This window comes from Acidithiobacillus acidisediminis (assembly GCF_023277115.1).
GTDB classification, from domain to species: domain Bacteria; phylum Pseudomonadota; class Gammaproteobacteria; order Acidithiobacillales; family Acidithiobacillaceae; genus Igneacidithiobacillus; species Igneacidithiobacillus acidisediminis.
Genome location: NZ_JALQCS010000001.1, coordinates 337,230 through 360,179, shown reverse-complemented (window position 1 = coordinate 360,179; position 22,950 = coordinate 337,230). Strand labels below are relative to the sequence as shown.

Here is a 22,950-nt window from a genome sequence, read left to right as displayed (position 1 = left end):
GAGATGCAGATCCTGACCTTTGCTGATATCTGCCAGCGGGGGGAGGCGCGCGGCAAGCGCGTCTTCATCCGCGCCGATCTGAATGTTCCTCTCAATGATGCGGGGGAAATCACCGAGGACACCCGGGTACGGGCCTCTGCCCCAGCAGTGCAGATGGCTCTCGATGCCGGTGCGGCGGTGATGATCACCTCCCACCTTGGACGGCCGACGGAGGGAGAGTACCGTCCGCAGGACTCCCTCGCCCCAGTGGCCAAGCGCATGGGCGAGCTGCTGGGCAAACCTGTGCGCTTGCAGCAGAACTGGGTCGATGGAGGCTTTGAACTGCATCCTGGCGAAGTCGTCATGCTGGAAAATTGCCGCCTGAACAAGGGGGAGAAGAAAAACGACGAGACCTTGGCGCGGAAATATGCCAAGCTCTGTGACATTTTTGTGCATGACGCCTTCGGCACCGCGCATCGTGCGGAAGCGAGTACCTACGGCATCGCCCAGTACGCGCCCATCGCCTGTGCGGGCCCACTGTTGGCGGCGGAGATCGACGCCATCAACCGCGCGCTGGCCAATCCCAAACGTCCCTTGATTGCCATTGTTGCCGGTTCCAAGGTGTCGACCAAGCTCACCATTCTGCAGAGTCTGGCGGACAAGGTGGACGGATTGATCGTCGGCGGTGGCATTGCCAATACCTTCCTGCTCGCTTGTGGTATGCCCATTGGCAAGAGCCTCGCAGAGGCGGATCTGGTTGATGAGGCGAAGAAGGTGATCGAAAAAATGAAGGCGCGCGGCGCCGAGGTACCGATCCCCGTCGATGTGGTCGTTGCGGACCGCTTTGCCGCCGATGCCAAGGCTACCGTGAAATCGGCGAGCGAAGTGAGTGACGACGACATGATCCTCGACATCGGCCCGAAGACAGCCGCCGAATTGGCGGACAAGTTGCGGGCGGCGGGCACCATTGTCTGGAATGGCCCGGTCGGAGTCTTCGAGTTCGATGCCTTTGCCCACGGTACCAAGGCCATCGCCGAAGCGATCGCCAGTAGTGCTGGGTTCTCCATCGCTGGCGGCGGCGACACTCTCGCGGCCATTGCCAAGTATGGCATTGCCGATCGGGTCGGCTACATCTCCACTGGGGGTGGCGCCTTCCTCGAGGTTCTGGAGGGGAAGACATTGCCCGCGTTTGAAATTCTTGCGGCCCGAGCCCGGGGGTAGATCCATGATTCGCCGCACCAAGATCGTTGCGACCTTAGGGCCCGCCAGTAGCTCTGCCGAGATTATCGATCGGCTCATTGAGGCGGGCTTGGATGTGGTGCGTCTCAATTTTTCCCACGGCACGGCAGAGCAGCACCTGCGCGCGGCGGAGCTGGTGCGCGAGCGTGCGCGAGCCCATAGCCGGGCGATCGGGATCTTGGCCGATCTGCAAGGGCCGAAGATCCGCATCGGCAAGTTTGCCGAAGGAAAGATCCAGCTGCGTGAAGGCGACCCTTTCATCCTCGATATCCACTGTGAGCTGGGTGATCAGACCCGGGTTGGGGTTACCTACCCGCAACTGGTGAAGGATGTAGAGCGCGGTGCCACCCTGCTACTCAACGATGGGATGATCGTGCTCTGGGTCGACCAGGTACAGGGGAACGAGATTCATACCCGCGTGGTGCAGGGGGGGGAACTCTCCAACAACAAGGGGATCAACCGTGCTGGTGGGGGGCTCACCGCCCCGGCCCTGACTGATAAGGATCGCCAGGACATCATTACTGCGGCGCAACTGGAGGCCGATTACCTAGCCGTATCGTTCCCGCGTAGTGGTGCCGACATGGACGAGGCGCGGCGACTCTTTCGCGAGGCCGGTGGGCACGGCGCTCTGGTAGCGAAGATCGAGCGTGCAGAAGCCGTGGAAGCGATCGAGGAAATCTTGCAGGCCTCCGAGGCGGTAATGGTGGCGCGCGGGGACCTGGGGGTGGAGATTGGCGATGCCGCCGTGCCCCCAGTACAGAAACGCATCATCGCCATGGCGCATCGTTATCACCGCATCACCATCACAGCAACACAGATGATGGAATCGATGATTCATCAGCCTATCCCGACGCGTGCCGAGGTCTCCGACGTCGCCAACGCGGTGCTGGATGGTACGGATGCCGTCATGCTCTCTGCCGAGACTGCCTCCGGTCAATATCCCGTCGAAGCCGTGGCGGCCATGGCCCGTACCTGTCTGGAAGTCGAACGGCAGATGCCTTGTGATGTCGATGAGCCGATTTTTGATCGGGCGCTGGAGCGCGTGGACGAGACGATTGCCGCTGCCGCGATCCTCGCGACACAGCGCGCCCCCATTGCGGCTATTGCGGCCTTCACCGAGAGTGGTTCGACCGCCCTCTGGCTTTCCCGCGCTGACTCCCGGGTGCCGATCTACGCCCTCACCCCTCAGGTCTACACGCGACGCAAGGTGACCTTGTATCGTGGTGTTCATCCCGTAAACTTTCCGCAGAGCCGACATGACGACCCGTTGCAGGTCATGCGTGCGGCAGAAGACGAGTTGCGACGCCGGGGCGTGGTCCGGGACGGCGACTTGATTTTGATCACCATCGGCGAGCCCATTGGTGCGCCGGGGGGAACCAACACCCTGAAACTGGTGCGCGTGGGCGCCGCCGGTCAGGTGTAAAGAGACATTTTTTCCTGTCAACGAGGTAAACAGCTATGGCAATGGTATCCATGCGGCAATTGCTCGATCACGCCGCCGAGCACGGGTATGGCATTCCCGCCTTCAACGTCAACAATCTGGAGCAGGTGCGCGCGATCATGGAGGCGGCTGCCGCCGTTGACGCGCCGGTGATTCTGCAGGCCTCTGCGGGCGCAAGGAAATATGCCGGTGAGCCCTTTCTGCGCCACCTCATCCTCGCTGCTGTTGAGGAGTACCCAGACATTCCCGTTGTCCTGCACCAAGACCATGGCGCGAGCCCCGCAGTCTGTATCCAGGCCATCCGCTCTGGTTTCACCAGCGTGATGATGGATGGATCCCTGCTGGAAGACGCCAAGACTCCGGCTAGCTACGACTACAACGTCGCCGTTACCGCCAAGGTGGTGGAAATGGCACACGCCGTTGGCGTAACCGTCGAGGGTGAGTTGGGCTGTCTGGGCTCGCTGGAAACCGGCATGGCTGGCGAGGAGGATGGCGTGGGTGCGGAAGGCTGCCTGAGCCACGACCAGCTCCTGACCGACCCCGAGGAGGCCGCCCAGTTTGTCAAGTCGACCAAGCTTGATGCCCTGGCCATTGCCATTGGCACCAGTCATGGTGCGTACAAGTTCACCCAGCCGCCAACCGGCAAGATTCTGCGCATCGACCGCGTCAAGGAAATCCACGAGCGGATCCCCGATACCCATCTGGTCATGCACGGTTCCAGCTCGGTGCCGCAGGACTGGCTGAAGATCATCCACGAGTTTGGCGGCGACATCGGTGAAACCTATGGTGTGCCGGTGGAAGAAATTCAGGAAGGCATCAAGTACGGGGTGCGCAAGGTCAATATCGATACCGATCTGCGTCTTGCCGCAACCGGTGCCGTCCGGCAGAGCCTGTACAAGAACCCGAAGAACTTCGATCCACGGAAGTTCCTGACCGCATCCCTTGATGCCATGCGCGATATCTGCAAGGCGCGCTACGAGGCCTTTGGTTCCGCAGGGCAGGCCAGCAAGATCAAGGCCATTCCGATGGATACCATGGTCAAGAAGTACAAGGCAGGCGACCTCGACCCGCGGGTGAAGGGCGTTTGAGTTCGGTGTCCGCTAGCACGGACGGATAATACGTGAATTGGGGCGCCTGCGGGCGCTCCAATCGTCTGTACAGGAGCTTATTCCATGACGCAATACAAGATTTCTCCCTCTATTCTGTCTGCCGACTTTGCTCGTCTGGGTGAAGAAGTGCGTGCTGTCGATGAGGCTGGTGCGGACTACATTCATGTCGACGTGATGGACAATCACTTCGTCCCCAACCTTACCATCGGGCCCCTGGTAGCTGCTGCGATCAAGCCGCATACCCAGAAACCCCTCGATGTCCATCTGATGATTTCGCCCGTAGATGCCATCATCCCGGAATTTGCCAAGGCGGGAGCGAACATCATCACCGTACACCCCGAGGGCACCATTCACCTCGATCGCACCATTCAGCTCATTCACAGTCTCGGCTGCAAGGCCGGCGTCTCGCTGAACCCGGCAACCCCCCTCGAGGTGCTGGATTATGTCCTGGAAAATATTGATCTAGTGCTGGTGATGAGTGTCAATCCAGGTTTCGGTGGGCAAAGTTTCATTGATTACAGCTTGCGCAAGATCGAGGCCATCCGGAAACGCATCGATGCCACGGGCAAGGCCATCGAACTCGAAGTCGACGGTGGAATCAAGGTCAACAATGTGCGCCAGGTGGCGGACGCGGGTGCGGACGTGTTTGTGGCTGGCAGCGCCATCTACAACACTTCGGACTACCACGCCACCATAGCCGCCTTCCGCGCTGCCTTGGCCGGCTGAATCGGGAGAAGAAGACGGTGCAAGAATCTCGCTTTTCCGCCCGTATGGTGCTCATCGATCTTGATGGTACGCTGATCGACACCGCTCCGGATCTTGCTGGCGCGGCCAATCATGTGCTGCAAAGCATAGGGCGACAGCCAGCGCCCATGCCCGTCATTCGTGGTTTTATCGGTAACGGGGTGCGCGAACTGATGCGCCGTGCTCTCGCTATCGAGGCTGAGCCATCGGAGGCAGAGCTGGATGCCGCGATGCCCATCTTTTCCGCCTACTATGGCGCGCATCTGACCGAGCAGAGCGTGGTCTATCCAGGGGTGAAGACGGCCTTGGAAGAGCTGCGCGCGCAGGGCCGCAAGCTGGTCTGTATCACCAACAAGGCGGGACAGTTTACCGAACCGCTCTTGGAGCGTCTGGGGCTGCGCGACTATTTTGCGCTGGTGCTTTCCGGTGACAGTTTACCGCGCAAAAAACCCGATCCTCTACCCTTGACCCATGCCGCCAAGCACTTCGAGCTGAGCCCGGAAGAAGGGGTTCTAGTGGGCGACTCGATCAATGATACCCAGGCTGCACGGGCCGCCGGAATGCCGGTGGTCTGTGTCAGTTACGGATATCGTGGCGACATGCCCCTCGCCGACTTGGCAGCGGATGCGGTTATCGATACACTGCGCGAACTCTTACCCTTGTTACAGTAAAGAGGATCTCCTACGGGAATGACGCGATAGATGAAGCAGTTCGGGTGGAAAGCGAAAACTTGGCGATGGCGTAGCTGCTGATTGCAGTGCGTTCATGATTGCTATTGCCAATTTTCGAGGTGACCCGTGCTGAGTGCTGAGCGTTTTCAGTCCCTTGCCCGTGAGGGCTACAATCGTATTCCCCTGATTCGCGAGATCCCCGCCGATCTCGATACCCCGCTTTCCGCCTTTTTGAAGGTGGTGGATGGGCCTTATGCCTATCTCTTCGAGTCCGTCCAGGGCGGGGAAAAGTGGGGCCGCTACTCCATCATCGGCCTACCCGCTCGCGAACGGATTGAAATCCGTGGCCAGCGCATCCAGCGTTTTGTCGACGGCGTGCTCCAGGAGGCCTGCGAAACCAGCGATCCCCTCGCCTGGGTGAGCGAATTCCGGCAGCGCTTTCAGGCGGCGCCCGTAGATGGATTGGCGGATCGCTTCAGCGGCGGCTTGGTGGGCTATTTCGGTTACGATATTGTCCGCTATATCGAGCCGCGTTTGGCGCGCACCCCGCCCTTGCCGGATCCTTTGGATCTGCCCGAAATCCAGTTGCTCGTTGCCGATGAGATCCTACTCTTCGACAACCTGCGGGGTACCCTGCGTCTGTTGCTGCAGATCGACCCTCGGCGCCCTGACGCCTATGCGGCGGGGCGCGAGCGCTTGACGGAATTAGAAGAGCGACTGCGGGGCCCCCTGCCCGCGCGGGACAGCGTGGCCCCGCGCGGGGCGGCGGTCCAGGAGGAGGAGTTCCAGGCAAGTTTCAGCCGCGCAAGCTATATGGCGGCGGTGGAAAGAATTCGCGAATACATTGCCGCGGGTGACGTGATGCAGGTGGTGCCCTCGCAGCGCCTGTCGATTCCTTTTGCCGCGCCGCCCCTGGATCTCTATCGGGCCTTGCGCCGCATCAATCCCTCCCCGTATTTGTTCTATGTGGATCTGGGCCGCACCCAGTTGGTGGGCTCCTCGCCGGAGATTCTGGTGCGCGTCGAGGAAGAGGAAGTCACCGTGCGCCCCATTGCCGGGACGCGCCCACGCGGCAAAACGCCGGCGGAGGACTTGGCTCTGGAGGAGGAGTTGCTTGCGGATCCCAAGGAGCGGGCTGAGCACCTCATGCTCATCGATCTGGCGCGCAATGATGTCGGGCGGATCGCTGCCACGGGTAGCGTTTGTCTCACCGACTCCTTTGCTATCGAACGCTACTCCCATGTCATGCATATCGTTTCCCAGGTAACGGGACGCCTGCGCCCTGGGCTTGATGCCATGGATGCCCTGCGCGCGACCTTTCCAGCAGGAACGGTATCGGGTGCGCCCAAGATCCGCGCCATGGAAATCATTCGCGAATTGGAACCCGTTGCCCGGGGGGTCTATGCCGGGGCAGTAGGGTACTGGGGCTGGAATGGCAATATGGATACCTGCATCGCCATTCGTACCGCCGTTGTGCAGGACGGGCAGCTGCACATCCAGGCTGGCGGTGGCATTGTCGCCGATTCCCAGCCAGCGGCAGAATGGGAGGAGACCCTGAACAAGCGTCGCGCCATGTTCCGTGCCGTTGATATGGCCGAAAATGGCCTCGACCCCGAGGGGAGATAAGCCAATGCTGCTGATGATCGACAACTACGACAGCTTTACCTATAACCTGGTGCAATATTTCGGCGAACTGGGTGCCGAGCTGCGGGTAGAGCGCAATGATGCCCTGAATCTTGCCGAGATCGAGGCCTTGGCGCCGGAGCGCATCTGCATCTCGCCCGGGCCGTGTACCCCCAACGAGGCGGGAATCTCCCTCGATGTCATCCGCCACTTTGCCGGTAAGATCCCTATCCTTGGTGTCTGCCTGGGCCACCAGGCCATCGGTCAGGCCTTTGGTGGTCAAGTGGTACGGGCGCGCGAGGTGATGCATGGCAAGACCTCGCCCATTCATCATCGGGGTCAGGGGGTTTTTGCGGGCCTGCCCGATCCGTTCACCGCAACCCGTTATCACTCCTTGATCGTGGCCCGCGCTACCCTGCCCGATTGTCTGGAGGTCACGGCGTGGACGGCCGACGGCGAGATCATGGGCCTGCGTCACCGAGAGCTGGCGGTGGAGGGGGTGCAATTTCATCCCGAATCCATCCTGAGCGAACATGGCAAGGACATTTTGGGCAATTTTCTCCGAGGAGCAGACCGTTGAAAGCCATTCGCGAAATTCTCGAGGGGATTATTGCCGGACAGGACCTTTCGGCGCGCGAGAGCGAGGCGATTTTCTCCGCCGTCATGCGCGGGGAGTGGACCCCAGCGCAATTGGGTGCCCTGCTCATGGGCCTGCGCATGAAGGGGCAGCGGGTGGAGGAACTGGTAGGTGCCACGCGCGCCTTGCGCGCTTTCATGACCCGGGTGGAGGTAGACGTCGATCGACTGGTGGATACCTGTGGCACGGGCGGTGATGCCTGCGGTACTTTCAATATCTCCACCGCGGCGGCCCTGGTGGCGGCAGCAGCGGGCGCGCGGGTGGCGAAGCATGGCAACCGCGCCGTTTCAGGTCGTAGTGGCAGCGCCGATGTTCTGGAAGCGCTGGGTCTGAAACTCGATTTGCGGCCGGAACAAGTGGCGGCCTGTATCGATCGGGTCGGTATCGGTTTTCTTTTTGCCCCGGCGCATCATGGCGCCATGCGCCATGCCGTCGGTCCGCGCAAGGAGCTCGGGATTCGCTCTCTGTTCAACCTGATGGGGCCATTGAGTAACCCTGCGGGGGCACCACATCAGGTACTCGGCGTCTACAGTGAGACTTGGTTGACCCCCCTGGCCGAGGCGGCGCGGGAACTGGGAGGGCGTCATGTCCTGGTGGTCCATGGTCATGATGGCTTGGATGAGATCAGTCTCTCTGGTCCGACCGAGGTGGCTGAGCTGCGCGGGGGCGAGGTCCATCGGTATCGCCTACGACCAGAAGATTTTGGTCTCCAGTCTGCGCCTTTGGCGACCCTGCAGATTGCGGATGTCACCGAGGCGGCCGCAGTCTTCCTGCGGGTTTTGCAGAATGAACCGGGCCCGCGCCGGGATATTGTGCTCCTCAACGCCGGTGCCGCCCTCTTCGCTGCGGATGTGGTTGCTGAACTTGCTGATGGTGTCCTGCTGGCGCGCGAAGTGATGGAAAGCGGTGCTGTCTGGGCCAAGTGGGAATCCTTGTTGCGCTGCGCCCAAGAGGTCTGAGATGGAAGACATCCTGCAAAAGATTCTGGCCGAAAAACGGCGTGAACTGGTGGAACGTCAAAAGCGGCTGGCCTTCAGTGAACTGCAATCGGCGGCACGTTTTGCTGCCCCCGTGCGCGATTTTGCCCAAGCCCTGCAGGAGCGGGTGGCCGTTGGCCAGGCGGCCGTCATCGCGGAAATCAAAAAGGCCTCACCCTCGGCGGGGGTGATTCGCGCCGATTTCAACCCGGTCGAGATCGCCCGCGACTACAGCACCCACGGCGCGGTTTGCCTGTCCGTGCTGACCGATGAGGCCTTTTTTCAGGGCAGTGACAGCTACCTGACGGCGGCACGAGCCGCCTGCTCGCTCCCGGTGTTGCGCAAGGATTTCATTCTCGATCCCTATCAAGTCTGGGAGGCACGCGCCATTGGCGCCGATGCCATCTTGCTGATCGTCGCCGCCCTTAGCGATGCCCAGATGGCTGAACTGGAGGCCTGTGCCCTGGAGCTCGGCATGAGCGTCCTAGTCGAATCCCACGACGCCGCGGAACTAGAGCGCGCCCTGCGCCTGCGCACCCCGCTGATTGGGATCAACAACCGCGATCTGCGCCGTTTTGATACCGATATCCAGCGCAGCATTGAGCTCTTGCCGCAGGTGCCAGCCGAGCGCCTAATGATCAGTGAAAGTGGCATCCGTCGGCCCGCCGATGTGCAGACCCTGCGCACGGCAGGGATCCATGCTTTTTTGGTGGGGGAGGGTTTGATGCGCGCGCCGCGCCCGGGTCTTGCTTTGCAAGAGCTTTTTGCTGCGTGATTGCATATTGCGTTGGGCAGGTGTGTAATCAGTCCATACGCTGCGCTAGGCGATGGAGAATACAATGCAAGCGAAGGTAGAATGGACCGGGCCCGGAGGGATGGCCTTTCTCGCCCACGCTGATAGTGGACATGCCCTCGTGATGGATGCCGCGCCGGATATCGGTGGCCATAATCTGGGTGCACGACCCATGGAGATGATCCTCATGGGGCTGGGGGGGTGTTCCAGCATCGATGTGGTGATGATCCTGCAGAAATCGCGGCAGGATGTTCGCTCCTGTCGGGTAGAGATCCAGGCGGAGCGGGCAGCGGAGGATCCGAAAGTTTTTACCGAAATTCATCTGCAATTTTTTCTGGAAGGCAAAAACCTCGATCCGCGTCGGGTCGCGCATGCCATCCAGCTCTCTGCTGAAAAATATTGCTCGGTGAGCATCATGCTCGGCAAAACGGCGCAAATCACCCACGACTATACCATTACGACGGTGGACTGAATGCTTCTCAGCAAGACCAGCGAATATGCCCTGCAGGCCCTGATCTATCTGGCGACGCAGCCGCCCGGCCAGCTCGTGCTCAGCGGCGAGATCTGGGAATATCTCAAGGATCCCGATGATCCGCGCGTGCCGCCGCGCCAGTACCTGGCAAAAATCCTGCAGGATCTGAGCAAAAGCGGCATCCTCGAATCCCGCAAGGGGCGCGGTGGTGGCTTTGTGCTGGCGCCGGGGGCGGAAGACAAAAATATCCTGGATGTGGTGGAGATCGTTGAGCGGAAACCCTTGGGGCAAGGTTGCGTGCTCGGCCTGAAGAAGTGCGAGGACGCCACCGCTTGCCCGGTACACTACGCTTGGAAGCCCCTCAAGGCCGAAGTGATCGACTTATTGAGTCAGCAGACCATTGGCAGCATGGCGGCCGCAGTGCGGGCCGGCAAATACCGCATTCACCTTCCGGGTGGCAACGTTTTGCGCGTCAAGACCAGCGTCTAGATCCACAGGGCACCCCGAGTCATCACTTTCGAAAGTCCTTGCATGGCCAGCCGCAGTGGTAGTGGCAAGGGTTCTGCGCCCAGCTCCTCGGCCTTTTCGGCATGTCCCACTTCATCGCTCTCCATTTTTTCGAGAATGCGCCGGCTGCGCTCGTCCTCTAGGGGCAGGTCTTGCAGATGCTCTTTGAGATGTTCCTCGACCAGGTTCTCGACCGCGACCACCAAGCCCAGATTGCTGCCTCGCCCACGACGCGCGGCCGCGAAGCCCATGCCCCAAGCAGTGGCATACCAGAAGGGGCCGAGCAGGCTGGGACGGCTATGCAGTTCCTGTAGACGCTCTTCGCACCAGCGTAGATGATCTTCCTCCTCGCTGCGGGCACGCCGCAATGCGGCGCGTAGCTCTGCATCCTTGCTGCCCGCTTCCTGTCCGGTGTAGAGGGCCTGGGCCATGACCTCGCCGGCATGGTTGACACGCATCATGCGGCCAGCGCGGCGTCGCGCCCAGGGGCGCAATAGCGAATCTGGCTCCTCTGCCGCGGGATTGGGACGCCCACTGCCGCGGCTCTGCCCACTCAGGGTGCGCAGGGCATTGTCGACGGAAAGAATTGCGTGATCGAGAAAATCCATGGCTATCTGACCTGAAGCGCCTTTTCAGGGTATGATGGCGCCATGTCTGCGGAGGGTCAAACATGAGTTTTTACCAACGCCATCTCTTCCTCTGTCTCAATCGTCGAGAAAACGGAGAGCAGGCCTGCAACAATGCAGGATTGGCGGAAGAAGTCTTTCATGTGGCCAAAAAACACGCCAAGGCCCTGGGCATCCATGGGGAAGGACAGGTGCGGATCAATCGCGCCGGTTGTCTCGGCCGCTGCAGCGAAGGACCGGTAGCCGTCGTCTATCCCGATGCGGTCTGGTACACCTACATCGATGCCGAAGACGTAAAAGAAATCGTCGAGTCGCACCTGCGTGACGGCAAGCCGGTGGAGCGGCTGCGCATCTGATGCTGCCGATCGACCGCAGTCATCTCTATGATGGTCAGGAGCTGGCCCTCGAATGTGTCGGAGAAGCGGTAGAGATCCCCGGCCCAGAGGGGATGCTGGAAGGCCTGACCGCCTGCCCGGAAAGGGAGACGCGCGGGATCGTCGCGGTGATTCTGCATCCGCACCCACTCTACGGTGGCACCCTCAATAACAAAGTGGTGCACTATCTCAGTCGCACCTGCAATTTGCTCGGCATTCCCTCCCTGCGCTTCAATTTCCGCGGGGTGGGCAAGAGTGCCGGGCACTATGATGCTGGACGGGGTGAGGTGGACGACTGTCTGGCGGTTCTCGACTGGGTAGCGGGGCGGCGCCCCGGTTTTCCCATCTGGCTTGCCGGCTTTTCCTTTGGCGCCTACGTCGCCTATCAGGTGGCGAGCCGAGACCGTCGCGTCGAGCGCTTGCTGACGGTGGCACCGCCGGTGAATCTCTTTGATTTTTCTTCTCCACCCATGCCGAGCTGTCCCTGGACCGTCGTCCAGGGGGAGAAGGACGAACTGGTCCCCGCACAGGAGGTGCGCGCTTGGCTACAGGGCCTGGAGCGGCAACCGGAACGGATCGAACTTCCGGCAGACCATTTTTTTCACGGCAAATTGAATTTGCTGCAAGATGCCCTGCTGGACGCCTATCGGACGCAGTTGGGCGACGAGAATCGCGACGCTCAGCCCTGCCGTGCCTTCTCTCCGGCTTGAACTCGACGAGGTCGTCAAAGGATATCACGGCCAGCCGGTCCTGCGTGGCCTGAGCTTTGCCGTTGGTGTGGGTGAGTGCTATGCCTTGCTTGGTCCCAATGGCGCGGGCAAGAGTACCTCGGTGCGCTGTATCCAGCGCCTGACCCCGATCGATGCCGGCAGCATCCGCCTCGATGGCCGCGCACTGACGGATTGGCCTGCCGCCGGGCATGGGCGCATTGGGGTGGTGCCGCAAAGCGATCAACTCGACCCGGATTTCAGTGTCGAGGAAAATCTCTGGATCTATGGGCGCTATTTTCGTCTGCCAGCGGCAGAGATTCGGCGCCGGAGCAAGGATCTGTTGGCCTTCATGGCCTTGGAGGACTTTGCCCGCCGGCCCATCCAGGCCCTCTCGGGCGGGATGCGCCGACGCCTCTCCGTGGCGCGTGCCCTGATCCACCAGCCGCAGCTGCTCCTGCTGGACGAACCGACCACCGGCCTCGATCCGCAGGCGCGGCATCTGCTCTGGCAGCGTCTGCGGGAATTGCAGCGCACCGGGGTTACCCTGTTGCTGACCACCCATTACCTCGACGAGGCGGAACGCCTGGCCGATCGCGTGGGCATTCTGGAACAGGGCCGAATTTGCGCCGAGGACTCCCCGGCGCAGTTGATCCAAACCCATATCCCCGGGGAGGTTCTGGAGCTGCGCCGGCGGGATGGTGCCCGCCCTGATCCAGAAAACTGGCACCAGGGACGGGTGGCCGCCGCGGAACGTGCGGGTGACACGCTCTTGCTCTACGACCCCGATCTCGATCCCGTGCGGGCGCATTTTGCTGCAGATCCGAATTATCAGTTGCTCCAGCGTCCTGCCACGCTGGAGGATGTCTTTCTTCGCCTCACCGGGCGGGAACTGCGAGAAGCGGAGGGCTGATGGATTGGCTCCTGCCGGGTTGGGGTGCGTTTGCTTTGCTACGCCGCAATCTCTTGGTGTGGCGCAAGCTGCTCTTGCCCAGCCTGTTGGGGAACTTTGTCGATCCGCTGCTCTATCTGCTCGCCCTGGGCTATGGACTTGGCCACTTTGTCGGCCAGATGCAGGGCATGCCCTATATCACTTTCATTGCCTCGGGTATTGTCGCTAGCTCGGCGATGAATACAGCCACCTTTGAGGGGCTCTATTCCGCCTACACACGCATGGCGGTGCAGAATACCTACCTGTCGATCTTGGCGACACCCCTGCAGATCGGCGATATCGTCGCCGGGGAACTCCTCTGGTGCGCGGTCAAGGGGGCCATCAGTGCCTTGGCGATCATTCTGGTGGCAAGCCTGTTCAGCGCCATCGACTGGCGTTGGCAGGTACTCTTGGCCTTGCCGGTCATCCTCTTGACGGGGTTCAGCTTTGGCGCCATCGCCTTGCTCTTTACCGCCCTGTCGCGCAGTTACGATTTTTTTATGTATTACTTTACCCTGGCGGTTACGCCGATGTTCCTCTTCTGTGGCGTCTTTTATCCCCTACATACCCTACCCGCCTTCGCCCAGGAGATTGCCGCCATCTTGCCCCTGACCCATGCCGTGGCCCTGTTGCGGCCACTGCTCACTGGCCAAACGCCGGGGCAGGTGCTGCTGCATGTCCTGGTGCTCTCGGCCTATGCCGTGCTGGGGTACCTCCTCGCCGCCTACTTGCTGCGGCGGCGCTTGCTTTCCTGATGGTTCTGCATCAATTCCCAGAGCCAATCCAAATCTTGTAGTGGAACCGGCGCCTTAGTGTGCAGAAGCGCGGGCATCAGCTGGTCATGCCAAGTGAAGAACGCATTTTCTGGAAGTGGGGGAGCTAGAATGTAGCCCTGGATGTAGCGCCCGCCTAATTGTTGCCACAAGCGCAGTTCTCCTGGTGTTTCGATGCCTTCTGCGAGTAAACGAATATGAGTCAACTGACTGAGAAGGCGTGCCGCGCCAGCGATGCTGAAACTACCGATGTCGGAGCGGAACTGGCGAATGAAGCTTTGGTCGAGCTTCAGTTCGTCGAAGGGCAGGCGGGCCACGGAAAGCAAGGAGGAATAGCCGGTACCAAAGTCATCCATGGAGAGCTGGTATCCAAGCTCGTGACAGCGCTCCATGATGGGACGCGCCGAGCCTCGACCCAGCGCCTGCGCCGTTTCCGTCAGCTCCAATACCAGTCCGCGACCGTCGGGGCAGACTTCCTGTAGGTCATTTAGAAATTCGGGGGCAAGAAAGTGTCGCGCACCAATATTCACCGAGATCGACCAATGTCCTAATCCAAGGTCTAGGGTCTTGTCTCGCAGGCGTTGGGCCTCGCGGAGGGCGTGGCGCCCCAACAGACGAATGAGGCGCGGGTTTTCTTCCACATAGGGCATGAACTTGCCCGGGCTGAGCTTGTGCCGGTCCTGATCGATCCAGCGCGCCAGCAATTCCACGCCGGTGATTTGCCGGCTTTCCAGATCTCCCTTCCCTTGCAGGTAAAAGCGGATTTCGCCATTCTGCAGCGCCGCCGCGAAATGATGATGCACATGCAGGCGCCGTTGTGCCCGCTCACACACTGCACCAGCATAGAGTTGCCAGCCGTTGCGGCCGTTGATCTTGGCTTGCGCCAAGGCCTCGCTGGCATGGTGGAATAGTTTGCCAATCTCATTGTCGTCACTGGGAAAATGTGCCCAACCCAGGGAGCAACCGAGATTGCTGCCGAGCATCTTCCTGCCAGCCGCATTGATCGCGGCAGCGATCTGTGGACTGGCCGTAGCCGGTGCGCCCTTCGTTTCGCAGAGCAAGATGGCGAACTCATCGCCACCAATGCGCCCCAGCAGGGCCTCCTTGGGTAATGTCGATTGGATCTGCGCGCCGATTGCGGCCAGGCATTGATCCGTCTGCTGGTCGCCATAGATGGTATTCATTTCGTTGAAATAATCGAGATCGAGAATCCCGAGCCAGCAGGGTTCGTTGCGTTGCAATTGTTCTTCGGCAAGGGTGAGAAAATGCCTGCGCGTGGCCAGGCCGGTCAGGACATCGAAGTGCAGCAGTTGCTGTTTTTCCGTTTGTCTTTGCTGGGCCTGCAGGTGCAGTTGCAGATCGTGCAGAATCTGATCCCAGCGCTCAATCAACGGACGATGGAAGAGTCGTCTTTGCCAACGGCGAATCTCGAGGCTGAATACCGCTACGGGGTCTTGATCGCTGGATGCCAATACCGGCCAGACAATGACCTCTCGGAGGCCGCGCAGGGCCGGATATTCGCCGCAGACCTGCGCCCAAGCTCCGGAGACATGGGGGCTGTGGCGGTCGGTCCGCGCCCGGCGATGGAAGGCCAGGGTGGGAAAGAGTTGACCCCAGGGCGCGAGGCTTTCATCCAGGCTCAGGGGCAGTTGCTGCAAGCTATCGCGGACTTCCTGGCGCACATCGCAACTGGCCGTAATGCGCAGGGATTTTCGCAGCGGATCGGGTTCGGCAATATAGGCCCCATGCGCCCGCAAGACATGCACGCTGAGTGCAACCAGAGACTGAAACAGTTCTTTCGGTACGGTGTCCCTAATCATCTGGGCGCGCAGTTGTTCCTGCACCCAGCGAAAACGTCGGTCCATGTCATGGCGAATCAGCCAGAGCAGGGATACACCCGCAAGAATGGTTTCTAAGAGCAGCAGGATGCCGGTGCCCAAACGTTGGCGCCAAAGCACCTCTTCGGCATCTGCATCCAGCTGGTGTTGCCAGTAGACCCGCATTTGCAGGGGGGTTCCCTGCACTTTCTGGCTACTGACGAGCCAACCTTGCGGTGCTGGCGCCGCTGGCCCCCAGTAGCCATTTTGCCAAGTTGCCAGCGCTTTTGCTCCGGCATAGAGGGAAAGGAGGATGCCTTGCCGGCTACTCAGGCCGTCGAAACGCAGAATGGCAGAACAGGAATGGCCCATGGCCTTGTCCTGGAGCTGCAGCGGAATATGTAAGTCGCCATCGGCGCGGGCCTTGGGAATCCCGAGGCGGCAACTCAGACTGGGCAGGCCTTTGCCAGGGCGACATCCAGAGAGCGAAAAAGGCTGGGGAGCCTGAAAGCTGGAGCAATGCAGTTGTTGCACATAGGGATGAATTTCGCTGTACGCCGGCAACTGTGCTGGCCAATTCTCCTTGCCCGCAACGACAAAGGGAATCAGGTTGCGGCCATGGATCTGCAGCATGATGCTGAGCAGATAACTCATGCGTTGCAGACTCTCCTGTGCTGCCAGGTTCTGCCGTTGGCTGACTCGCTCCGTCAACTGTCGCTGCCACTGCGTGCTGATGAGCAGAGTCGCGCCGATCAGGAAGAGGAACAGAACGCCCCAGGCCAAGTAACGTAAAACACTCCGTTTGTGCAGCGGATCGACATCAGGGAGCGGATTCTGCTGGTCAGGAGCCATGACTCTGTCCCGAAAGCTGGGCGAGGCGAGACGGAATATTGGCGAGCGGGAGTACTTCATTCACTGCTCCGAGGCGGATCGCTTCCTTAGGCATGCCAAAGACAATGCAGCTTTCTTCATCCTGGGCCAAGGTTCGCGCTCCGGCCTGATGCATGGCGGCGACAGCCTCTTCGCCATAGCGACCCTCGAGTGTTGTTTTCTGGGCGGCAGCGCGATGCGGTAGGAGAAAGCGACACATTCCGCCAATTCGGCGCTGGGGATGCCAAAGGATAATGGCGATACAGGAGCCGAGCAGTGTGCAAAGCACCAGATCGGGACCGCGAAAATGCCAGTCTCCCGGTTGCAGAAAGATTTCCCGCGGGACCGTCATCATTTGCGATAGATTGCTACTTGTACCAGTTCCAGGCCAGGCACCAAGCCCTGTAAACTTTCCGAGTGCCCCACGAGAAAATACCCCCCGGTCGTAGCTTTTGCATAATCTGCTGACAAATCTGCACCTTGGTCTCGAGGTCAAAATAAATCAGTACATTGAGTAACCAGATCCTGTCGAGACTGCCCACATCCGGCAGAGGACTATTTAGAATGATTTGCTGGAATTGTTCTTTCGCTGATGATCTGGGTCAGATTCTTTACCATGTCGCGCATTCCGGCTATCAAGCGACCGGTTTCGTCATTGCTCCGCGCCTAGACCTGCATGCTCCATTTGGATGCCAAGGGATACCTGGCGGGCCAGCAGGCTGCTGGCGGTTGCAAGAAGATTGCTGCTGATGGAGTCCTGCATATTAGGCCCTGGTAATAAGGTCGTCTACGGAGCACTACGGCACGTCCCAGGGAAAACTTGAATTGTCAGAATCTGATGCAGTGCGATGGTCCGGCCAGGCGCTGCAAACTGTCATATTACGGTCACATTGGCGCGCTACGCTGCAAGCGCAAGATGCCTGGAATGCATTTTGGGCGCGAAACATTCCGACAGACCCAGATCAAAAGGCAGAATTGGGAGGAAACGAGAATGCTGGAAAATCAGGTCCATCCCGGCAACGGGAAAAGTATACAAGATTATATCGATGAAGCGCCGGTCTGGCTGGATGGCACGCGCCTGCAGCGTGCGCCGATGACGGCAATGCAGGGGCGCATCTGGACCCTGGCGGTAGCCGGCAAGTTCTTTGAGGGCTGGTCATCTTCATGACCGGTATCGCCCTGCCGCTGATCGTGCAGGACTTGGGCACCTATGGCATTGGCATCTTACCCCAGTCATCCTTGCTTCTGCGCTGAGCGAATTCGTGGTGCCCTCACCGCCAGTTGTATTGACGACTATCAGGTTAGCGAGGGCTGTTATCTGCGGGAGTTACACCTGTACTTTGCAGATGAGCACCTGGGTGCCCTTCTGACGGCCCGCTTGCTGGAAGTTGCGGATACCTAAGACTGGCCGGAGGATCTCCAGCACAGCGTACTGCTGTACCTTGCCCAGCAATAGCTACGGGGCCGCTGGGACGGGTTTACCCAGATCGGATCGTTGCTTTATCCCCCGGTATCTTGGAGATCCCGCAGGCTATCAGCGGCAGAGTCGGCGCTGACACAGCGAGTGCAGCGCCTGGGGGCGGAATTGGAGGCATTGAAAGCCCGGGATGAAGAGGCTTTAGTTCCGCGATCCCGAAACATCCCAAGAGCTTTCTGGTCGCCCTCCAGGGTTAAGGGCGACTTTCGGGGATCGCTTTCAGGCTGGCAATTACCATCTTATCCATTTTCATCCCAACCGAGGACGCCTTAGTCGAGTGCGTGTAAGCCGTCCTTTTAGGGAATATCACGGTAGTGCTGCTTCCCTTGCTGAGTAAGGTAAGGTTCAGAGGGCAAACGGAAGATGCCTTCCAATCACTGTTCAGTAGGGAACTAAACAAAAAAGGGTTGCAGAAGACTATTGCTCTGGCATCAGCATAGCCTCCTTGATTCAAGTTTGGGATATGCAGCACCTTCTGCTTAGCTTCAATTCGTTTGAGGATGTCTAAATTCATGACGACTTTAAAATGTCCTCGAGAAAGAGCATTGACGACTTCCTTTTGAGCGGTAGCCATTGGCGCAGGGATGGTTTCAGTATAAAAGGAGGAATCCGAAGCTAAGGCTGCACCACAACCAAATGCCAGAAATGCTGCTGATGATAGAAATGTCTTGACAATCTTCATAAGTATCTCCCTATTTTCTAACAAACTGAGTCAACAATAAAAAGCGAGGTTTGGTCCAATTGGACGGATATTTCTGTCCCAGAAGGGACAAAAGCATGGAGCGGTTTCCCTATTCTACTATGGTACGTAAGTTGCATAGTAGCCGGATTACAATGTTAACACAAGACAGGCGAGGGGAAACGAAAGTATGAGTATAAAAAAGTTGGTAGCCGGTGGACTCTCAGCTACGGTATTGGTGTGCATGAGCCAATGCGTAGACGCCGCTAACTGGTTTAAGCTGCAGGACCTCAATCCAAAAAATGTCTCGTTATTTTCTGGATTTATTGAGCCATCAATATTCTCAATGGCAGGAACAGAGGCATCCATCTACAATCCCCAGTTGCATCGTTACATTAACGCGATACCGCATACAAATCTGGTAGGCCCCAACTTTGACCAGAGTAGTACAGGGACTATTCAACGGGCAAGGCTGATGATCCGTGGATGGGTAAATCCTCATGTTTCATACTTCTTTGCTGGAGAATTTGGCAATAATGCTGCCACGATGATCCGAGGGCAATACCAGCCGCAGCTACAGGACGGACACGTCGTCCTCAGTTATATTCCTGGGGCTCGGCTCGAGGTGGGAATAATCCGGGCCCCCAGCGCGGAAGACGCCATGAACGGCTATATGAGTTACAACTATGTGGTTTTCCCGACGGTGATCAACCAGCTCATGTTGCAACCGCTTTACGTCTCCAATCCAGGACAACCCTATCCGGCTGGGCCTGACGGCTCAGCACTGATAAGTAGTACGCAAACTTTGGGTGTAAATGCGTTTCGCTATCCTGGCGTGCAACTTTTTGATTGGAAGAACTGGGGCCATTGGCAAATAGCGTATGGTGCCATGGTCGGAATGTATGGAAGTGTGTCAGCGGGAAACCAATCTAGCCATCCACTCTATGCTGCTCGCCTACAGGGATCGTATATCTTCTCTGGACATGGACCGTTCCGAAGTGATGTTACCGCTTGGGTGTGGTATCAGAACGCCCAGCCAACCCTGATGCATCACAGCTATACGATGCAGCGGGAAGGAGTTGGTTTCCAATATCTGCAAGGCTATATGCACCCATGGGGCCGCCAGCTCAAGTTTGAGTATATGCGGGGCAATGGCTGGATAGATGCGCCTGCGGCATTCAGCCAACAATTGGGCCTAGCGCCAGCGCTAACTCAGGCACAACTATACCCAAACCTCAGCAACACTGCCGCAGGATATTATGTGGAAGGTGGCTTGTTTTTAACCAAGAATATCGAGATGAATCTCCGATATGATTATTACGACCGTCTTCCAAATCTTGCAGCGGTAGGTGGTGAGAGAATATTCAAAACCTGGGCGCTTGCACTACAGTATCATATCACGCCTATTACCAAGATTATGGCAGGCTATTACTTCAGGACTATAGAGGCTCCCAACGTGGCGCCAAACAGTCCAGGAGCTATCGTGAGTAAGGCGGTAGATAATGAGTTTGCTATGCAGGCTATGATTTCTTTCTAATCAATATAGGAGTAGCAGAATGACAAAATATCTACGTAGCACGTTCTTAGTATTGTTTATTCTAGGAATGGGAATATTTAGCGTGGGCACGGCGTTTGCAAATGTCTCTATGCTTCATGATTTTCACTTTAATCAACCAGCATTCCTTCACGCTCATCCGTTTGCTCAACGGAAGTTGGTAATGCAAGTGAGTCAGGATAGTCCGGGCAGATGGAATCTAACGCTGAATACGGCCCAAAATATATTGAATTATTTTGGGCAGGAGAAAGTTCAAATAGTCGTTGTAGCGTTTGGTCCTGGCCTTAAGATGGAATTGAAAAATAGCCCTGTAGCCCAAAAGATTGCTGCGATGAATGCTGAGGGTGTTGAGTTTGATGCGTGTCACAATACGATGGAAGAGATGAAAAAGAAAATTGGCCACCTGCCCATATTAGTTCCATCAGCTGTTGTGGTTCCTGCTGGAATCGTGCGGATCATGCAGTTAGAGAGCCATGGTTTCAACTATGTAAAGCCGTAATCTCTGACTATTCCGAGCCTCCTGGGCCAGACTCCTGGCCCATTTATTTATATTCCCTTCTATGTCTCCTCTCATTCAGATAAATGTAAGGGATGCGCAAATGAAGAGGCGCAGAGGACACACTTGGCTCCCGAACAATTCTATGGTAACACGCGCCTTACTCCCGCTACTTTAGGCGTCTACCATGTTCTATCTGCGTTTGGAAACTCTTCACACTTGGGCTGTGGACTCACCAAAACATTTGGGAGTGCTACGCCGCAGCGCGTATCAACCCAAAGCAGGAATGTCCCCTTGGAGGGAGTTCAGAGGGTGGATACGGGAGCAGGCTTTGACCGCGGGTATCGTCGCCAGGGATGGTCGGGCGCGGGTTTCCGGTGGCTCCGTTCGACCCGCCCCTTGGCTTGCGGGCTGTTGGCGTGGATGGCTTGGATATCCAAGGTCTGCAGAGCGCGAGTGAACTGGGTGGGTACCCCTTCCTGATCGGGGTGATTGACGCGAAAGATGCTGTGCTTGTCGGAGTACAGGGCTACCGGGCGACCATGCGCTTTCAGGTACGCTTGCAGGGTCTCCATATACGCTTGGGTAGTCTCGGCTGGTACGAAATGCAAAGCCATCAGGCGGCTAGTAGCATCGTCTATGAAGATGATGAGGGTACAGCGGGAACCACGCTCCTCGAACCAGTCGTGGGGCGAGCCGTCGATCTGTACCAGTTCACCGAGATAAGGGCGTTGGGGCCGTCGTTGATGGATACGGGCCGCCTTGCGCCGCTTCGCCAGCCACAGACCTTCGGCCCGATACCGTGCGACAACGCGTTTGACCTGGCGCACGCTCAGACTCAGCCGCTCGGCGACCTCCCGTTGCCGGAGCTGCTTACCCATCAGAGCTTGCAGCAACTCCAGTCGATCCATCTCTCGATAGCTCATCGTGATGTACTCCTCGCCCATGCCGCCCCCACAACGCAAAGGGGGATATTACTGCTTGGGGCTAACATGGGGTGGAGATCCTATTGACAGGCTTATGCTTAGAGGCTTAAATGTCGCTCCCATGGCGCTTTAGCTCAGTCGGTTAGAGCAGCGGAATCATAATCCGCGTGTCCGGGGTTCGAGTCCCTGAAGCGCCACCAATTAAAATAAGGTCTCAGGAGAAATCCCGGGACCTTTATTTATTATGGGCATCGTTCCAAGCCTTCTGCTGCCCCGTCTGCCGATAGGTCGTTTGGAAAGCCAAGTTTTCCCGCTGGAAGCCCTCGCAGACTTTCTCGCGCTCGACATTTTTGCTGCATAGCTTCGGGGATGATCCAGCAGGGAGAGCGGCTGCGCTGACTGGCAAGGTGTTGAACGCGGCCTTTCAGCGCATCACTAATCTTGAGCGATGTGGCCATTGCTGTTCTCCTATCACGAGGTGATACCGAGTGATCATTTAACGCTCCTGCCCTCAGGTTGGCGATCCCAACTCCGGCAGGACAACTGCCTCGAGCAACTCCATATATGCGCTGTGCCAGATTGATATCACCAATAGGTATGGCGTTGTAGACGCAAAACGGTTCCGCAGGAGCGCTCAGATAGCTTATTCCTGCTGCGCATTCCAGGTGTCTCCGAATGGTAAGGGGTTTATATCATTCTGATAATAGGTGACTTATCAATTGATATTCGCTCCATGGCAAAGCACTGGAAGAGAGTTGCAGCCGCTTGATATCTTTCCCTTATGTAGAATCAGAAATCTGATTTTGATGGTAATTCCTTCACATTGCTAATGAGGAGAATAGAGAGGTATTTTGTTTCATTATGCTAATGAATGTATATTATCTACTCCTAGTATAAAAACAGAATGTAATAAAAAATACAAGAATAAGACTTGCGTTATCTCGGAAGTTATTGTTAGCGTGTATCTGCAGTATTTGATTTTCACCGTCTTCTCATTTGGAGGGTAAATGAAAGCAGGTATTAGCAAAAAAGCAACTTTGGGTATTGCCACGGGATTGGTGGTGAGTGTGATGAGCATGGGGTATGCCTTTGCGGCCTATGCCCCGCCGGCCGCGCAACAGGGTGGTCAACCTGGGATGCAGCATCAAGGTGGTCAGCCCGGCGCGCAGCAGCAGTCGGGTGGGACGATGCACAAGAAGCACAAAAGCGCTTCGGGAATGTAAACACGGAGCGATGGCCCTGGATCACCCTCGCCCGTGGGGTGGGAGAGTGGATTCGGGGCCGCTCTGTAAATCTGTCTGTAAGGAAAGCACATGAATAGGATGACCAAACGAAACCGAGGGATGGTGCATCTGGCGTCCCTGTTGGTGATTGCGGCGGCGTTGGCAGGCTGCTCTGGAGGGCACAACGTAGGACAATCGCCAGGCATGTCTCAATCGAGCCCGTCCAGTACCTCCCAGCCTGGTAGTCAGCCAAGTATGCCGCAGCCTGGTGGGTCCGGTAGTCAATCCGGCGGGCAGGCTGGAG

25 protein-coding genes, 1 tRNA gene and 1 pseudogene are annotated in these 22,950 nt (G+C 58.0%); 21 read left to right on the top strand and 6 right to left on the bottom strand.

Annotated features, from left to right (window positions below):
• Nucleotides 1–3 precede the first annotated feature (3 nt).
• The 11 genes from M5D89_RS01890 (at nucleotide 4) to M5D89_RS01840 (ending at nucleotide 10,174) form a co-directional block, all read left to right on the top strand.
• A complete protein-coding gene (locus M5D89_RS01890; RefSeq protein WP_248884040.1) occupies nucleotides 4–1,200 on the top strand; it encodes a phosphoglycerate kinase in 1,197 nt (398 codons plus the stop codon).
• A gap of 4 nt (nucleotides 1,201–1,204) precedes the next feature.
• Complete coding sequence (gene pyk / locus M5D89_RS01885) at nucleotides 1,205–2,641, top strand: pyruvate kinase (RefSeq protein WP_248884039.1); 1,437 nt, start codon at nucleotides 1,205–1,207, stop codon at nucleotides 2,639–2,641.
• A gap of 35 nt (nucleotides 2,642–2,676) precedes the next feature.
• The gene (fba, locus tag M5D89_RS01880) at nucleotides 2,677–3,747 is read left to right on the top strand and encodes a class II fructose-bisphosphate aldolase (protein WP_215871387.1); all 1,071 of its coding nucleotides are present in this window, start codon (nucleotides 2,677–2,679) and stop codon (nucleotides 3,745–3,747) included.
• Nucleotides 3,748–3,831: 84 nt separating this feature from the next.
• Nucleotides 3,832–4,494 carry a ribulose-phosphate 3-epimerase gene (gene rpe / locus M5D89_RS01875; RefSeq protein ID WP_248884038.1) on the top strand — a complete coding sequence of 221 codons (663 nt, stop codon included), beginning with the start codon at nucleotides 3,832–3,834 and terminating at the stop codon, nucleotides 4,492–4,494.
• Nucleotides 4,495–4,511: 17 nt separating this feature from the next.
• Nucleotides 4,512–5,183 carry a phosphoglycolate phosphatase gene (locus M5D89_RS01870; protein WP_248884037.1) on the top strand — a complete coding sequence of 224 codons (672 nt, stop codon included), beginning with the start codon at nucleotides 4,512–4,514 and terminating at the stop codon, nucleotides 5,181–5,183.
• Nucleotides 5,184–5,309: 126 nt separating this feature from the next.
• On the top strand, nucleotides 5,310–6,809 hold the full coding sequence (gene trpE / locus M5D89_RS01865) for an anthranilate synthase component I (protein ID WP_248884036.1): 1,500 nt from the start codon (nucleotides 5,310–5,312) through the stop codon (nucleotides 6,807–6,809).
• A 4-nt stretch (nucleotides 6,810–6,813) separates the two neighbouring features.
• On the top strand, nucleotides 6,814–7,386 hold the full coding sequence (locus M5D89_RS01860) for an anthranilate synthase component II (protein ID WP_248884035.1): 573 nt from the start codon (nucleotides 6,814–6,816) through the stop codon (nucleotides 7,384–7,386).
• A gap of 5 nt (nucleotides 7,387–7,391) precedes the next feature.
• Nucleotides 7,392–8,402: an anthranilate phosphoribosyltransferase gene (gene trpD, locus M5D89_RS01855; RefSeq protein WP_248886419.1), complete on the top strand. Its 1,011-nt coding sequence runs from the start codon at nucleotides 7,392–7,394 to the stop codon at nucleotides 8,400–8,402.
• Between the two features lies 1 nt (nucleotide 8,403).
• Nucleotides 8,404–9,195 carry an indole-3-glycerol phosphate synthase TrpC gene (gene trpC / locus M5D89_RS01850; protein ID WP_248884034.1) on the top strand — a complete coding sequence of 264 codons (792 nt, stop codon included), beginning with the start codon at nucleotides 8,404–8,406 and terminating at the stop codon, nucleotides 9,193–9,195.
• Between the two features lie 64 nt (nucleotides 9,196–9,259).
• Nucleotides 9,260–9,685: an OsmC family protein gene (locus M5D89_RS01845; RefSeq protein ID WP_248884033.1), complete on the top strand. Its 426-nt coding sequence runs from the start codon at nucleotides 9,260–9,262 to the stop codon at nucleotides 9,683–9,685.
• Complete coding sequence (locus M5D89_RS01840) at nucleotides 9,686–10,174, top strand: RrF2 family transcriptional regulator (RefSeq protein WP_248884032.1); 489 nt, start codon at nucleotides 9,686–9,688, stop codon at nucleotides 10,172–10,174. It begins immediately after the preceding gene.
• Here M5D89_RS01840 and coq7 read toward each other — a convergent pair.
• A complete protein-coding gene (gene coq7 / locus M5D89_RS01835) occupies nucleotides 10,171–10,800 on the bottom strand; it encodes a 2-polyprenyl-3-methyl-6-methoxy-1,4-benzoquinone monooxygenase (RefSeq protein ID WP_248884031.1) in 630 nt (209 codons plus the stop codon). The two genes, M5D89_RS01840 and coq7, sit on opposite strands and share 4 nt — an antisense overlap.
• 62 nt (nucleotides 10,801–10,862) lie before the next feature.
• Here coq7 and M5D89_RS01830 point away from each other — a divergent pair, with 62 nt between their 5' ends.
• Genes M5D89_RS01830 through M5D89_RS01815 form a run of 4 tightly spaced genes read left to right on the top strand, consistent with a single transcriptional unit; the run spans nucleotide 10,863 to nucleotide 13,585 of the window.
• Nucleotides 10,863–11,174 carry a (2Fe-2S) ferredoxin domain-containing protein gene (locus tag M5D89_RS01830; protein ID WP_248884030.1) on the top strand — a complete coding sequence of 104 codons (312 nt, stop codon included), beginning with the start codon at nucleotides 10,863–10,865 and terminating at the stop codon, nucleotides 11,172–11,174.
• Nucleotides 11,174–11,902, top strand: a complete 729-nt coding sequence (locus M5D89_RS01825) for an alpha/beta hydrolase (protein ID WP_248884029.1) — start codon at nucleotides 11,174–11,176, stop codon at nucleotides 11,900–11,902. Before M5D89_RS01830 ends, M5D89_RS01825 begins: the two co-directional genes overlap by 1 nt.
• Entirely contained in the window at nucleotides 11,883–12,812 is a 930-nt protein-coding gene (locus tag M5D89_RS01820; RefSeq protein WP_248884028.1) for an ATP-binding cassette domain-containing protein, read from the top strand. The genes M5D89_RS01825 and M5D89_RS01820 overlap by 20 nt, the downstream gene beginning before the upstream one ends.
• Complete coding sequence (locus tag M5D89_RS01815) at nucleotides 12,812–13,585, top strand: ABC transporter permease (protein ID WP_248884027.1); 774 nt, start codon at nucleotides 12,812–12,814, stop codon at nucleotides 13,583–13,585. Before M5D89_RS01820 ends, M5D89_RS01815 begins: the two co-directional genes overlap by 1 nt.
• Here M5D89_RS01815 and M5D89_RS01810 read toward each other — a convergent pair.
• Genes M5D89_RS01810 through M5D89_RS14385 form a run of 3 tightly spaced genes read right to left on the bottom strand, consistent with a single transcriptional unit; the run spans nucleotide 13,555 to nucleotide 16,856 of the window.
• Nucleotides 13,555–16,272, bottom strand: a complete 2,718-nt coding sequence (locus tag M5D89_RS01810; protein ID WP_248884026.1) for a putative bifunctional diguanylate cyclase/phosphodiesterase — start codon at nucleotides 16,270–16,272, stop codon at nucleotides 13,555–13,557. The genes M5D89_RS01815 and M5D89_RS01810 overlap by 31 nt on opposite strands.
• Nucleotides 16,262–16,645, bottom strand: a complete 384-nt coding sequence (locus M5D89_RS01805; RefSeq protein WP_248884025.1) for a chemotaxis protein CheB — start codon at nucleotides 16,643–16,645, stop codon at nucleotides 16,262–16,264. The genes M5D89_RS01810 and M5D89_RS01805 overlap by 11 nt, the downstream gene beginning before the upstream one ends.
• 13 nt (nucleotides 16,646–16,658) lie before the next feature.
• Nucleotides 16,659–16,856, bottom strand: coding sequence for a CheR family methyltransferase (locus M5D89_RS14385; RefSeq protein WP_431307167.1), 198 nt, complete (start codon nucleotides 16,854–16,856; stop codon nucleotides 16,659–16,661).
• Between the two features lie 425 nt (nucleotides 16,857–17,281).
• On the opposite strand from M5D89_RS14385, the gene M5D89_RS01800 reads away from it, so the two are divergent.
• Both M5D89_RS01800 and M5D89_RS01795 read left to right on the top strand, forming a co-directional pair.
• Nucleotides 17,282–17,458, top strand: a complete 177-nt coding sequence (locus M5D89_RS01800) for a hypothetical protein (protein WP_248884024.1) — start codon at nucleotides 17,282–17,284, stop codon at nucleotides 17,456–17,458.
• A gap of 42 nt (nucleotides 17,459–17,500) precedes the next feature.
• The gene (locus tag M5D89_RS01795) at nucleotides 17,501–17,692 is read left to right on the top strand and encodes a hypothetical protein (RefSeq protein WP_248884023.1); all 192 of its coding nucleotides are present in this window, start codon (nucleotides 17,501–17,503) and stop codon (nucleotides 17,690–17,692) included.
• 268 nt (nucleotides 17,693–17,960) lie between these two features.
• Here M5D89_RS01795 and M5D89_RS01790 read toward each other — a convergent pair whose 3' ends face one another.
• Nucleotides 17,961–18,449 carry a DUF302 domain-containing protein gene (locus M5D89_RS01790; RefSeq protein ID WP_248884022.1) on the bottom strand — a complete coding sequence of 163 codons (489 nt, stop codon included), beginning with the start codon at nucleotides 18,447–18,449 and terminating at the stop codon, nucleotides 17,961–17,963.
• A gap of 241 nt (nucleotides 18,450–18,690) precedes the next feature.
• Here M5D89_RS01790 and M5D89_RS01785 point away from each other — a divergent pair, with 241 nt between their 5' ends.
• Together M5D89_RS01785 and M5D89_RS01780 are read left to right on the top strand one after the other, a co-directional pair.
• Nucleotides 18,691–19,983: a porin gene (locus M5D89_RS01785; protein WP_431307166.1), complete on the top strand. Its 1,293-nt coding sequence runs from the start codon at nucleotides 18,691–18,693 to the stop codon at nucleotides 19,981–19,983.
• A 19-nt stretch (nucleotides 19,984–20,002) separates the two neighbouring features.
• Nucleotides 20,003–20,500, top strand: coding sequence for a DsrE family protein (locus M5D89_RS01780; protein ID WP_248884020.1), 498 nt, complete (start codon nucleotides 20,003–20,005; stop codon nucleotides 20,498–20,500).
• Between the two features lie 371 nt (nucleotides 20,501–20,871).
• Here the strand turns inward: M5D89_RS01780 and M5D89_RS01775 are convergent.
• Nucleotides 20,872–21,444, bottom strand: a pseudogene (locus M5D89_RS01775) (helix-turn-helix domain-containing protein); the annotation flags it as partial.
• A 102-nt stretch (nucleotides 21,445–21,546) separates the two neighbouring features.
• Between M5D89_RS01775 and M5D89_RS01770 the strand changes: the two are divergent.
• Both M5D89_RS01770 and M5D89_RS01765 read left to right on the top strand, forming a co-directional pair.
• Nucleotides 21,547–21,623: transfer RNA gene (locus M5D89_RS01770), tRNA-Met, on the top strand.
• Between the two features lie 807 nt (nucleotides 21,624–22,430).
• Nucleotides 22,431–22,646: a hypothetical protein gene (locus M5D89_RS01765; RefSeq protein WP_248884018.1), complete on the top strand. Its 216-nt coding sequence runs from the start codon at nucleotides 22,431–22,433 to the stop codon at nucleotides 22,644–22,646.
• Nucleotides 22,647–22,950 lie beyond the last annotated feature (304 nt).